The 12,926-nt window shown below is 71.6% G+C and carries 10 protein-coding genes and 1 pseudogene; 8 read left to right on the top strand and 3 right to left on the bottom strand.

Annotated features, from left to right (window positions below; translation table 11 throughout):
• The first annotated feature begins 69 nt into the window (after nucleotides 1–69).
• The 3 genes from tsaB (at nucleotide 70) to MD221_RS15970 (ending at nucleotide 4,232) form a co-directional block, all read left to right on the top strand.
• Complete coding sequence (gene tsaB / locus MD221_RS15980) at nucleotides 70–771, top strand: tRNA (adenosine(37)-N6)-threonylcarbamoyltransferase complex dimerization subunit type 1 TsaB (RefSeq protein ID WP_242112954.1); 702 nt, start codon at nucleotides 70–72, stop codon at nucleotides 769–771.
• Between the two features lie 120 nt (nucleotides 772–891).
• Nucleotides 892–1,458: an ECF-type sigma factor gene (locus MD221_RS15975; protein ID WP_242112953.1), complete on the top strand. Its 567-nt coding sequence runs from the start codon at nucleotides 892–894 to the stop codon at nucleotides 1,456–1,458.
• Nucleotides 1,455–4,232 carry a serine/threonine-protein kinase gene (locus tag MD221_RS15970; RefSeq protein WP_242112952.1) on the top strand — a complete coding sequence of 926 codons (2,778 nt, stop codon included), beginning with the start codon at nucleotides 1,455–1,457 and terminating at the stop codon, nucleotides 4,230–4,232. Before MD221_RS15975 ends, MD221_RS15970 begins: the two co-directional genes overlap by 4 nt.
• Before the next feature lie 168 nt (nucleotides 4,233–4,400).
• On the opposite strand, the gene MD221_RS15965 is transcribed toward MD221_RS15970, so the two are convergent.
• Together MD221_RS15965 and gshB are read right to left on the bottom strand one after the other, a co-directional pair.
• The gene (locus tag MD221_RS15965; protein WP_242112951.1) at nucleotides 4,401–5,276 is read right to left on the bottom strand and encodes an energy transducer TonB; all 876 of its coding nucleotides are present in this window, start codon (nucleotides 5,274–5,276) and stop codon (nucleotides 4,401–4,403) included.
• A 104-nt stretch (nucleotides 5,277–5,380) separates the two neighbouring features.
• On the bottom strand, nucleotides 5,381–6,343 hold the full coding sequence (gene gshB, locus MD221_RS15960; RefSeq protein ID WP_242112950.1) for a glutathione synthase: 963 nt from the start codon (nucleotides 6,341–6,343) through the stop codon (nucleotides 5,381–5,383).
• A 202-nt stretch (nucleotides 6,344–6,545) separates the two neighbouring features.
• Here gshB and pilG point away from each other — a divergent pair, with 202 nt between their 5' ends.
• From pilG to MD221_RS15935, 5 genes and pseudogenes are all read left to right on the top strand, one after another.
• Entirely contained in the window at nucleotides 6,546–6,947 is a 402-nt protein-coding gene (gene pilG / locus MD221_RS15955; RefSeq protein ID WP_242112948.1) for a twitching motility response regulator PilG, read from the top strand.
• A gap of 18 nt (nucleotides 6,948–6,965) precedes the next feature.
• Nucleotides 6,966–7,331 (top strand): response regulator, encoded by a 366-nt coding sequence (locus MD221_RS15950; protein WP_242112947.1) that lies wholly within the window; start codon nucleotides 6,966–6,968, stop codon nucleotides 7,329–7,331.
• Nucleotide 7,332: 1 nt separating this feature from the next.
• Complete coding sequence (locus MD221_RS15945; protein WP_242112945.1) at nucleotides 7,333–7,887, top strand: chemotaxis protein CheW; 555 nt, start codon at nucleotides 7,333–7,335, stop codon at nucleotides 7,885–7,887.
• A 32-nt stretch (nucleotides 7,888–7,919) separates the two neighbouring features.
• Nucleotides 7,920–9,962, top strand: a complete 2,043-nt coding sequence (locus tag MD221_RS15940; RefSeq protein WP_242112944.1) for a methyl-accepting chemotaxis protein — start codon at nucleotides 7,920–7,922, stop codon at nucleotides 9,960–9,962.
• A 258-nt stretch (nucleotides 9,963–10,220) separates the two neighbouring features.
• Nucleotides 10,221–12,086: pseudogene (locus MD221_RS15935) on the top strand (Hpt domain-containing protein); the annotation flags it as partial.
• A 328-nt stretch (nucleotides 12,087–12,414) separates the two neighbouring features.
• Here MD221_RS15935 and MD221_RS17680 read toward each other — a convergent pair.
• A partial coding sequence (locus tag MD221_RS17680) for a pentapeptide repeat-containing protein (RefSeq protein ID WP_425602294.1) occupies nucleotides 12,415–12,926 on the bottom strand: 512 nt, incomplete at its 5' end.

Genomic DNA, 12,926 nt, shown 5'->3' with positions numbered 1-12,926 from the left:
CCGTGCGGTAAAGTTGCCGCCTCCCGCGCGCCATCCTTCATCGCGCGGATCGATTCCTTCCGGACGCCCATGCACCTGCTCGCTTTCGAAACCGCCACCGAAGCCTGTTCCGTCGCCCTGTGGATCGACGGAGCGGTGCGCGAGCGCTTCGAGATCGCGCCGCGCCGGCACGCCGAACTGGCCCTGCCATGGGCGGAGGCGCTGCTGGCCGAGGCGGGCGTGGCGAAATCGCGCCTGGACGCGATCGCCGTCGGCCGCGGACCGGGGGCGTTCACCGGCGTGCGGCTGGCGGTGGCGCTGGCGCAGGGCATCGCGCTGGCGCTGGAGCGTCCGGTGCTGCCGGTGTCGACGCTGGCGGCGCTGGCCATGCGCGCGCCGGCCGCGCAAGCGCGGGTGCTGGCCGCCATCGACGCGCGCATGGGCGAGGTGTACGCGGCGGCGTTCGCGTGCGAGGGCGAGGCGCCGCGCGCGCTGTCGGAGGAAACCGTTTGCGCGCCCGATGCGGTGGCGCCGCCGGAGGCGGACGGGCCGTGGTGGGGCGTGGGCACGGGATTCGCCGCCGCCGACCGCGCCCTGGAGCAACGGCTGCGGCCGCGGTTGTCGGGCGTGGACGCGAGCGCACTGCCGCACGCGGCCGATGTCGCCCATTTGGGCGCGATGGCCTTCGCGCGCGGCGAGGGACTCGCGCCCGAACGCCTGGAGCCGGCCTACCTGCGCAACCAGGTGGCGCTGACCCTCGCGCAGCAGCGCGCGCTGCGCGAGAACCGCTGAATCCGCGCAGCGGCGCGGCGTGGCCGTTCTCGCCGGTGCGTTAAAGAGGTGTGAAGGCTCGTGTCGCCGATATTTCCTACACTCGGCCGAGGGCGTTAGCCGCGCGAGCAAGGGGCGCAGATGTTGCCGGAATCGGCTTCGGATCCAGGCGAGATCACGCAGCTGCTTCGCGACTGGCGCCGCGGCAGCGCGGACGCGCAGGACCGGCTGTTCAACCGCGTCTACCGCGAATTGAAGGGCATCGCCCTGCGGCGCATCGCCAGATCCGGCGTCAGGCTGGTCGATGCCACCGAGCTGGTCAACGAGGCCATGCTACGCCTGCTGGCCAGCGTGCCCGACTCGCGCGATCGCGAGCACTTCTTCAGGATCGCCGCCGCCGCGATCCGTTGCACGCTGGTGGACATCGTCCGCCATGGCTGCGCCGAGAAGCGCGGAGCGGGGCAGGCGCCGGTCTCGCTCGCCCTCGCCGACGGCGAGCCGGTGACCGGCGGGCAATGGCTGGAAGTGGAGGAGGCCCTGCGCGAGCTGGAGCGCCAAGACGAGCGCAAGTGCAGGATCGTGGAGATGGCGCTGCTGCTCGGCCTGGAGCAGACCGAGATCGCCGAGGCGATGGCCGTATCGCTCTCCACCGTGGAACGCGACCTGCGTTTCGCGCGGGCATGGTTGCGCGAGCGCCTGTCGCCGTGACGTCCGAGCATTTCCGGCGCGTCGAGTCGCTGTTCCATGCGGCCATCACGCAGCCAGAGAACGCGCGCGCTTCGTTCCTGCAGTCCCACGAGACCGACCCGCGCGTGCGCGAGGAGGTCCTGCGGCTGCTGCGGCACGTCCAGGACGCCGGCCCGGGGCCGCTGGAAACGCGCCTGCAGGACGTCGGCGGGCTGGTCGATCCGGCGCCCGCGCAGGTCGGCCCCTATCGCATCCTGCGGGTGCTGGGCGAGGGCGGCATGGGGCGGGTGCTGCTGGCCGAGCGCGACGTGGACGGCACGCCGCGGCGCGTGGCGCTGAAGCTGCTGCACGGCGTCCCCGGCGACACCGCCAGGCGGCGCCTGGCCAGGGAGCGGGAGTTGCTCGCCGGTCTCCATCATCCGCACATCGCCGGGCTGGTCGACAGCGGCCTCAGCGACGACGGACGGCCCTATCTGGTGATGGACTATGTCGAGGGCGAGCCGCTGTCGGACTACCTGGCCCGGCATCGCCCCGGCCTCGCCGAGCGGCTGCGGCTGTACCTGCAGTGCTGCGACGCGGTGCAGCACGCGCACCAGCGCCTGGTCCTGCATCGCGACATCAAGCCGGCGAACATCCTGGTGAGCGAGGACGGCACGCCGGTGCTGCTGGATTTCGGCGTTGGCAGGCCGCTGGGCGAGGAGGCCGGGGAGCGCACCGTCACGCTCGCCTTCACGCCGGGCTACGCCGCGCCGGAACAGATCCGCGGCGAACCGGCGACCACCGCCACCGACGTCTTCGGCCTGGGCGCGCTGCTGTTCGATCTGCTCGCCGACACGCGGCTGTACGCGGTGCGCAAGGGCGAGGCGGCGGTGCCGGCGCCGAGCCGCTACGTGGCCGATGCGGCCCTGCGCCACGCCGTGCGCGGCGACCTGGATCGCATTGTGCTGAAAGCCACCGCGCAGGCGCCCGAGGCGCGCTATCCGGCCGCGACCGCCCTGGCCGAGGATGTCCGCCGCTACCTGCGCGGCGAACCGCTGTCGGCCGGGCCGGATGCGCTCGGCTATCGCCTGCGCAAGTTCGTCGGCCGCCACCGCGTCGCCGTCGCCGCCGGCGTCGCGGCGCTGCTGATGGCCGGCGCGTTCGTCTGGCGCCTGGACGCCGAGCGCCAGCGCGCGCTGCAGGCCGAGGCCCAGGCCGAGCGGGAAACGCTCGGCGCGAAGGCTTCGCGCGATTTCCTGGTTTCCGTGCTGGGGGCGGCCAATCCCGAGGAGCTGCAGGGCAGGTCGCTGACCCTCGACGCGCTGCTCGATGCCGCCACGGCGCGGCTGCGCGCCGACCGGGAGCTGGAGCCGCATGCGCGCATGCTGAGCTGGCTGACGATCGCCGAGATCTACGGCAACGTCCGCCACCCGCAGCAGGTGCTGAGCGCGGTGCGCGAGGCCGAGGCCGCCTATCGGCAGGCGGGCGAGGACGCGGACGCGCGCGCGCGCATCCTGGAGCTGCGCGGCTCGGCGCTGCGCGACATGGAGCGGCATGGCGAGGCGCTGGCGCAGATGCGCGCCCTGGTGGCGCTGCGCGAAAAGCGCCCGAATCCGTTGGCGCAGGCGCAGGCGCACCATGCCTACGCGACGGCGGCCGTGGACGCGCGCGAGTTCGCGCTGGCCGACGCGCAGTTCCGGCTCGCCCTGTCCCTGATGGACCGCGCCGAGGTCCCGCGCGAGGACAGGCGGCGCCTGGGCGTGCTGCTCAACATGCTCACGCTGGAGATTTCCCGCGCCAACTTCGACGCGGCCGATCGCTTCCTGGGGCGCATCCTGCCCATCGCCAAGCGGGTGCTGCGTCCGGACGACCTGGACTGGGGGCGCATCCACAACGCCGCGTCGGAGATCCGCCTGAACCAGACCCGCTATCTGGAGGCGCTGCGGGAGGCCGAGCTGGCCATGGCCGGCATCCGCCGGGCCTACGGCGAACGCACCGTGCGGCTGGTCTGGCAGGACAAGCGCATCGCCAGCATCCTCTACCAGCTCGGCCGCGAACAGGAGGCGATCGCGCATCTGCGGGCCGCGCGCGAACTGGGCGCGGCGCTGCGGGTCGGCGGCGTGCCATTGGCGCAGCTGGACGTCGAGCTGGCGACCAATCAGATCAGCTGGGGGCAGCACCGCGAGGCGATCCGCGTCCTCGACGGCGCGCTGGCCCAGCTGCCCGCCGACGATCCGGCGCAGGAACTGTGGCTGATGGCGGCGCACGGCCTGCGTGCCCGCGCCCATGCCGCGCTGGGCGACTACCCGCGCGCGTGGCCGGACTTCGAGCAGGAGCAGCGGCTGGCGCTGCGCATCGGCGCGGACTCCTTCGAGTACGCCCAGGCGCTGCTGCCCTACGCCCAGGCCCTGCTCGAGGCCGGGCGGCTGCGCGAAAGCGCGCGCGCGCTGGCCGTCGCCAAGCGCATCAACCAGGCGCAGGGCATCGACGAGCGGACCCCGGCCGGCATCGCGCAGCTGATGCTGGAGGCGCGGCTGCGGCAGGCCAGCGGCGATCCGGCCGCCGCCTCGCGCGACGTCGACAGGGCGTTGTGCGCCATCCAGGCGCGCGGCGCGGAGATCGATCCGAAGAACGCCGCGGCGCTGCGGGTCGCCGCGGCGCGGATCGCTTTCGCGCAGCGCGACAGGAGCCGCGCGCGGCAACTGCTGGATCAGGCCTTGCCGGTAATGGAGCGGCGGCTGTGGCCGCAGGCCGTGCAGTTGGCCAAGGCGCGCGAGCTGCAGCGCCAGCTGGGCCCGGGCCTGGCGGCGCGCTAGGCCGCGGCGCGCGGCGCCGGTGACTGGGAAATCCGGCCGGCATGCGTCCTGCTGCGAATCCCTTCCGCGAGCTTCATCTCGTGAGCGGCCGGATTCCGCCAGTCCTTCCCTAGATCGCAATTGGGCGGCCGCACCCGTCACGGCCGGCCGCGCGCCGGCCGGCGACGGTCATTCGTCCAGCAGGGTGCCGCCCGGCAGGAAGTTCCAGGTGCGGGTGACGTGCAGCACGTCGACGTTCTCGTCGGTCTTGGGCAGGGGCGGGTAGGGCTCGGCGAGCTTGGCGATGCGCAGCGCCGCGGCGTCGAGCAGCTTGATGCCGCTGCTCTGGATCACGTCGGCGCGCTCCACCGAGCCGTCGCGGCGGATCGCCACGCTGATCACCAGGGTGCCGGCCAGCTTGCGGCGCCGGGCCTCGTCGGGGTAGTTCAGGTTGCCCACGCGCTCGACCCGGTCGACCCAGGCGCGCAGGTAGCCGGCCCAGGCGTACTCCTGGGTGCTGGCCGAGACGAACTTGCGCTTGGGCCGCTTGGCATAGCGTTCCGAGCGCAGGTGGATCTCGGCGGCCAGGCGCGCCATCGCCAGGTCGCGCTCGATCTTTTCCGGGCCGGCCTTCAGCGGCGAGGCGTCGGCCTGCTGGCGCGCGTCGGGCGCCGGCAGGCGCTGCTCGGCGCGCAGGCTGCTGATCACCCGCGCCTCCGGCGGCGGCCGCGCCGAGGGCGACTGCGCCTCCAGCGGCCGCGGCGCGATGCCGTCCTCGACCTGCGGCACCACGCCGGTCTGGTCGTCGCGCGGACGCGTGGTCTTGTCGTGCTCGCCGCCGCCCTGGTTGTTGGCCTGGGCGAGGAAGTCGACCTGCTTCTTGGTGAGCGGGCTCTGCGTCTGGGTCAGGATCACGTCCAGGGTCGGCAGCACCGGCGCGGCCTTCTCCAGCGAGAAGCCCACGCCCAGGATCAGCAGGCCGTGCAGCACCAGCGACAGCACCAGGGTCGCGCTCAGGCGCTGGTGGTCGTCGATCGTGCCGGGCAGTGGGGCGGGGGTGGCCATCGCGTCCATTTTGTCATTCCCGCGTCCGCGGGGGGCCCGCGGCGGGGAATCGCTTCGTCGTCCTTGGCAGGCGGTCTCGGTTTGCGGCGGGTTTTGCGCCGCCGTCAGTCGCGCCGGTCCGCGCGCGGCGCGGCCTCGATGGCGTCGAACAGCAGCCCGGCGATGTTGATGCCGAACTGCGCGTCGAGCTCGCGGATGCAGGTGGGACTGGTGACGTTGACCTCGGTGAGGTAGTCGCCGATCACGTCCAGGCCGACGAAGCGCATGCCGCGCCGGCGCATCTCCGGCCCGACCTGGGCGGCGATCCAGCGGTCGCGCTCGCTCAGCGGCCGTCCTTCGCCGCGTCCGCCCGCGGCCAAGTTGCCGCGGAACTCGTCGCCCTGGGGAATGCGCGCCAGGCAGTAGTCCACCGCCACGCCGTCCACCAGCAGGATGCGCTTGTCGCCGTCCTTGATCTCCGGCAGGTAGCGCTGTGCCATGGCCAAGTGGCGGCCGCCCTCGGTGAGGGTCTCCAGGATCACGTTGAGATTGGACTCGCCGGCGCGGGCGCGGAAGATCGAGCGCCCGCCCATGCCGTCGAGCGGCTTGAGCACGGCGTCGCCGTGCTCGGCGACGAAGGCCTTGAGCGCGGCCTGGTCGCGGCTGACCAGGGTTGGCGGGCAGCACTGCGGGAATTCCAGCGCGCCCAGCTTCTCGTTGATGTCGCGCAGCCCCTGCGGGTCGTTCACCACCCGGGCGCCGGCGCGCTGGGCGAAGCCGAGCACCTGGGTGTCGTGGATGTAGTCGGCGTCGACCGGGGGATCCTTGCGCATCAGCACCACGTCGTCCCCGCCCAGCGCGCGCGTGGCGGCCTCGCCGAGCGCGTACCAGCCGGCCGGGTCGTCGGCCACCTGCAGCGCGGCCATCCGGGCCACCGCCTGGCCGCCGCGCATGGACAGCCCGCCGGGCAGCACGTAATGCAGGCGGTGGCCGCGGCGCTGCGCCTCCAGCAGCATGGCGAAGGTCGAATCCTTGGCGATCTTGATGGATCCGATCGGGTCCATCACCACGACGACGTCGAAAATCATGCGTACCACCTGGGGCAGATTGTGACAAATGTTAGCAGGCGCTCCGGCGACGGGCGGCGCGTCCGGCACGGGTAAGTGCGGACTGCGTTCCAATCACGGCCGGGCGTGCGACGGGATGCTTGACAGTGCGTCATTTGACTGGGATATAAGGCGGTTTGCAGCGACGCCGGCAGGCATGAAGCGTCGCGCCAGGGGAATGACGATGACGCAAGAAGAAGCACGCGCCGGCAGCCTCGACGGGCTGCGCGTGATGGTGATCGACGATTCGAAAACCATCCGCCGCACCGCCGAAACGCTGCTCAGACGGGAAGGCGCCGACGTCGTGACCGCCACGGACGGGTTCGAAGCGCTCGCCAAGATCGTCGACCAGCGCCCGCAGATCATCTTCGTCGATATCATGATGCCGCGGCTGGACGGTTACCAGACCTGCGCGCTGATCAAGAACAACCAGCTGTTCAAGCAGACGCCGGTGATCATGCTGTCCTCCAAGGACGGCCTGTTCGACAAGGCGCGCGGGCGCATCGTCGGCTCCGAGCAGTACGTCACCAAGCCGTTCACGCGCGAGGAGCTCCTCGACGCGATCCACAAGCACGTCAACGCCTGACCGGGGGGCAGGCACCTAATGGCACGCATCCTGCTGATCGAGGACTCGCCGACCGACACGGCGGTGCTCACGTCGCTGCTCGAACGCAATGGCCACCAGGTCCTGGCGGCGGTGACCGCCGAGGCCGGCATCGAGGTCTGCCGGCGCGAACGGCCGGATCTGGTGCTGATGGACGTGGTGCTGCCGGGCATGAACGGCTTCCAGGCCACCCGCGCCCTGGCGCGCGACGACGCCACCCGCGCCATCCCGGTGCTGATCGTCAGCACCAAGGGCATGGAGACCGACCGCGCCTGGGGCCTGCGCCAGGGCGCGAAGGACTACATCGTCAAGCCGCCGGTGGAAAGCGACATGATCAGCCGCATCAACGCGGTGCTCGGGACCTGAGATGAGCCTGGCGCGCGACCCGTTCGAGATCCTGGCCGAGTACGAGCGCAAGAGCCTTGCGCACGTCGCCGGCCTGCCCGAACAGCTCGATGCGCCCGGCCTGTGGCGCGGCGTCGGCTACCGCATCGGCAAGCGGCGGCTGGCCTCGGAATTCGACCAGGTGATCGAGATCCTGCCGATGCCGCAGGTCACGCCCGTGCCCGGCGCGCAGCCGTGGATGCTGGGGGTGGCGAACCTGCGCGGCAACCTGCTGCCGGTGGTCGACCTGAAGCAGTTCCTGGAAGGCGAGCGCACCGTGCTGCACGAGGACCAGCGCATCCTGCTGGTGCGCCAGCCCGGCGGCGACGTGGCGGTGACCATCGACGAGCTCTACGGCCAGCGCAGCTTCCTGGAAGAGCAGGCGATGCAGGCCGACACGCTGTCGGAGAGCCCGCTGGGGTCCGGGCGCTATGCGCACTTCGTCGACCGGGGCTATCGCGTGGCCGATCATGCGTGGGGGGTCTTCAGCCTGGACCGGCTGACCCGCACGCCCGAATTCAGACAAGCCGCGGCATGAGCGGCGCAAGCAATGGTTGAGGGGATCGCAGCATGAGCACGAGGATGGATGGCGAAGCCGGCAAGCGCCGGTTCCTGAACAGCAATTTCTGGCTGATCGTGCTGGCGGTCGCGCTGGTGGTCTTCAGCGCCAATACCGGCTACGCCATCTGGAAGGCGGCGCGGCTCGGCGGCGCCAGCACCGCGGCCTCCAACCTGCAGGTCAACTCGCAGAAGCTCGCCAACCAGGGCCGCGAGGCGGTCGAGGGCAAGGCCGAGGCCTTCAAGGCCTTCAAGGCCACCAAGGCGCAGATCGACGGCGACATCCAGCAGCTCAACGGCAGCTACGGCCAGACCACCGGCCTCAGCGGCCCGATCCAGACCCTGAGCGAGACCTGGACGCCGCTGGAGAAGAGCGCGCAGCAGGTGATCGCCAGCGAATCGGCCGTGCTGGCCCTGTCCGGCCACGCCGACCGCTTCACCAAGGCGGTGCCGCAGCTGCAGGCCCAGCTCGACGAGGTGGTGCGCGCGATGTCCTCCAGCGGCTCGCCGGCCTCGCAGATCTACATCGCCCTGCGCCAGAACGTACTGGCCGGCAACCTCTCGCGCCGGGTCACCGAGGTGCGCGCCGGCGGCACCGGCGCGGCGGTGGCCGGGCAGGCGCTGGCCAACGAGGCCGGCGTGTTCCAGCAGGTGCTCGCCGGCCTGAAGTCCGGCGACCAGGCCATGAACGTGCAGCCGCTGGGCAACCGCGCCGCCATCGCCGCGCTCGATCAGGCCACGGCGCAGTGGACCGAGATGAAGCGCGACCTGGACGCGATCCTGGCCAGCTCGAAGAACCTGTTCGCGGCGCAGTCCGCCGCGGCGAGCCTGACCACCGGCTCGGACAAGCTGCTCTCCGACAGCGTCGACCTGTTCCGCGCCTTCACCGCATTCGGCTCGATGCGCGACACCAGCGTGCTCGGCAACCTGTGGATCAGCATCCTTTCCGGCCTGGTGGTGCTGGCGGCGATCGTGCTGTTGATGATCAGCCTCAGCCGCGCGCAGCGCGAGCGCTACGAAACCACCATGGAGCTCAACAACCGCAACCAGGAGGCGATCATGCGCCTGCTGGACGAGATCGGCGCGCTCGCCGAGAACGATCTCACCGTCAAGGCGACCGTCACCGAGGACATGACCGGCGCGATCGCCGACTCGATCAACTTCGCCGTGGAGAACCTGCGCGGCCTGGTCACCACCATCAACGACACCTCGGTGCAGGTGGCCTCCAGCGCCCAGGAAACCCAGGCTACCGCCATGCACCTGGCCGAGGCCGCCGAGCACCAGGCGCAGGAGATTTCCTCGGCCACCGACCGCATCAACGAGATCGCGGCCAGCATCAGCCAGGTGTCGAAGAACTCCACCGAGTCGGCCAACGTGGCGCAGCGCTCGGTGCAGATCGCCACCAAGGGCGCCGGCGTGGTGCGCGAGACCATCGCCGGCATGGACTCGATCCGCGACCAGATCCAGGAAACCTCCAAGCGCATCAAGCGGCTGGGCGAGTCCTCTCAGGAGATCGGCCAGATCGTGGAACTGATCAACGACATCTCCGAGCAGACCAACATCCTGGCGCTCAACGCGGCGATCCAGGCCGCCTCGGCCGGCGAGGCGGGACGCGGGTTCGCGGTGGTGGCCGACGAAGTGCAGCGGCTGGCCGAACGCGCCTCCAACGCCACCAAGCGCATCGAGACCCTGGTGCAGGCGATCCAGTCCGACACCAACGAGGCGGTCAGCTCGATGGAGCAGACCACCTCCGAGGTGGTCGCCGGCGCGCGCCTGGCCGAGGACGCCGGCACCGCGCTGGGCGAGATCGAAAACGTCTCCACCAACCTGGCCTCGCTCATCGAGGGCATCTCGACGGCTTCACAGCAGCAATCGGCCGCGGCCTCCAACATCACCGCGACCATGAACACCATCCAGTCGATCACCGCGCAGACTTCGCAGGGCGCGAACCAGACCGCCGAGTCGATCGGCAACCTGGCCCAGCTGGCCGCCGACCTGCGCCGCTCGGTCGCCGACTTCAAGCTGCCGGGCGAGGGTGAGAGGGCGCGTGCTTAACGAACGCCCACAAGGCGTTCGTTGCGCCCTCGAACGCCCGGCCATGGATGGCCGGGCCGGGCGTTCCGGAGCCGCCCATGCTGCGCCATGGATGGCCGCGGCGATCTTGTCGTGGCCGAACGAACGACCGGCCATGGATTTCGAACCGTGCCGTCAGCGCGGTGAGGGGGCCGGGCGTTCCGGAGCCAGTCGAGCTGCGCCATGGATGGCCGCGGCGATCCTGCCGTGGCCGAGCACCGGTGCAAGGACGGCCATCGCATGACCGCTGCCCTGCGCACCGCCATCGACTACACCACGCTGGGCTGGGTGAAGCCCGAGCTCGACCAGACGCTGCGCCTGGCGCGCGCCGAGATCGAGGGCTTCGCCGAGGAGCCCGGCGACGCCGGGCGCATGCGCCAGTGCGCCGAGTTCCTGCATCAGGTGCAGGGCACGCTGCGCATGCTCGAACTGTATGCCCCGGCGATGGTGGCCGAGGAAATGGAGCGCCTGGCGCAGGCCCTGCAGGCCGGCGGCCTCGGCGACCGCGACGGCGCCTGCGCCGCGCTGATGCGCGGCGCCCTGCTGCTGCCCGACTACCTGGAGCGCCTGCAGAGCGGCCATCGCGACATCCCGATCGTGCTGCTGCCGCTGCTCAACGAGCTGCGCGCGGCGCGCGGCGAAACCGGATTGAACGAAAGCGTACTGTTCGCCTCGGCGCCGGGGCCGGTGCAGACGCCCAGCGAGACCGAGATCGACCATGCGCAGGGCAGCCTGCGCGGGCGCAACCGCACCCTGCTGGAAACCGTGGCGGCCGGGGTGAAGGAGGAACTGCTGCGGGTCAAGGACGTGCTCGACCTGCACGTGCGCAGCGGCGGCGGCGAAGTCGCCGGCCTCAAGGCGCAGGCGGACACCCTGGATCGCGTCGCCGACACCCTGGGCATGCTCGGCCTCGGCGTCGCCCGCGGCCTCGTGCAGCAGCAGCGCGATGCGGTGCAGGCGATCGCCGCCGGCACGCGCCCGGCCGACGACGATTCCCTGCTCGACATCGCCAGCGCCCTGCTGTTCGTGGACGTGACGCTCGACGAGCAGGTCGCGCGCCTGGCCGACAGCGACGCCGAGATCGGTCAGGAGGCTTCGCTCGGCGGCGAATCGCGCAAGATCATCGAGAACGTCTCGCGCGAGGCGGGCGTCAATTTCGCCGATGCCCGGCAGGCGTTCGTCGCGTTCGTGGAGACCGGCTGGGACCACAGCCAGCTCGGCGAGGTGCCGCGCCTGCTGCGCGAGGTGGCCGGCGCCATGGCCATGCTCGATCTGTCGCAGCCGGCGCAATACCTGAGCGGCATGCGCCTGTACACCGAGACCGAGCTGCTGGGGCGCAAGCGCGTGCCCAGCGGCCGCCAGCTCGACACCGTGGCCGACGTGCTCACCAGCCTGGAGTACTACGCCGAGGCGCTGCGCGAGCATCGCGCCAATCGCGAGGAAATCCTCGACGTGGCCCGCGGCAGCCTCGAAAGCCTGGGCTACTGGCCGCTGCCCGAGCCCGACGCGGTCGAGGCCAACGAGCCGGCCGCCGTCGTCGCGATCGCGGACGCGGCGCAGGACAAAACGGCCGTCGACGAAGCGGCCGTCGACGAAATGGCCGCCGACGAAGCCGTTGTCGAGGCGATCGTGGCCGAATCGCCCGCGGACGTCGTCGCCACGCAGGCCGCCGCCGGGGCGGCGAAGGCGCCTGCACCGGTCGCGGCGCCCGCGCCGGCGGTCGGCAGCGGCGGCTTCGAAGCCGCCGGCGACGAGATCGACGACGAGATCCGCGAAGTGTTCCTCGAGGAGTTCGCCGAGGAGACCCTCAATCTCCAAACCCTGCTGCCCGCCTGGCGCGAGCAGCCGGAAGAGCTGGAGCGGCTGCGCCCGATCCGGCGCGTGTTCCATACGCTCAAGGGCAGCGGCCGCCTGGTCGGCGCGCGCACGCTGGGCGAGTTCAGCTGGAAGATCGAGAGCCTGCTCAATCGCGTGCTCGACGGCGCGCGCGCGCCCACCCCTGCGGTGGTAGGCATGGTGGAGCGCGCCTTCGACGCCTTGCCGCACCTGCACGAGGCCCTGCGCAACGGCGGCGCCGTCGCCGTCGATCTCGCCGGATTGCAGGCGTTCGCCGATCGCATCGCCGAGGGCGAGGAGGTGCACGTGCCCGCCGCCCTCGTGGCCGCGGTCGCCGTGCCGGTCGCCACCGGGACGCCGGCGGCGACCGTCGCAGCGGCGGCGGTCGTGCCGGCTTCGCCGCCGGTCCCCGCGACCGTGCCCGCATCGGTGGATGCGTTGCTGCTCGAAATCCTCGACGCCGAGGTGGCCGGGCACCTGACGACCGTCGACGCCTGGCTGGAACAGGCGCGCGGCGCGCCCACGCCCGCCAGCGACGCCTTGCTGCGCGCGGTGCACACCATGAACGGCGCTTTCGCGATGGCCGAGGTGCCGGTGATCAACGAGGCGCTCGGGCCGGCGGAGGCCTGGGTACGGCGGCTGCTGGCCGCCAGGCGCGACGCCGACGGCGAGGGCGTGGCGGCGATGGGCGAGCTGGCCGCGCTGATCCGCGCGACGATCGCCGGATTGCATGCCGCCTCGCCGCATGTGCCGACCTGCGTGCCGCAGGCGGCGCGTCTGGGCGCGCTGCGCGACACCTTGCCGGAGGTCGCCGCGCCGTCCCTTGACTTCGATCCCTTCGAGGACGACATCGTCCAGCTGGACGACAGCCGGGAACTGCTCGACGGCTCCGGCGCGGTTCCGGAAGCCGCGAACGATCCTGCCGAAGCCGCGCGCGCCGAAACGGAAGCATTGCTGCTGGATGTCGTACGTCGCGAGGAAGAAGCGCGGCTTGCGGCCGAACGTCTCGAAGCCGAACGCGTCGAAGCCGAGCGTGTCGAAGCCGAGCGTGTCGAAGCCGAACGCGTCGAAGCCGAGCGTGTCGAAGCCGAGCGGGTCGAAGCCGAGCGG

Origin of the sequence: Luteimonas aquatica (assembly GCF_022662575.1) — a bacterium.
Lineage (GTDB): Bacteria > Pseudomonadota > Gammaproteobacteria > Xanthomonadales > Xanthomonadaceae > Luteimonas > Luteimonas aquatica.
Note: the sequence above shows the minus strand (reverse complement) of the source record. Positions and strands in the feature narration are given on the sequence as shown.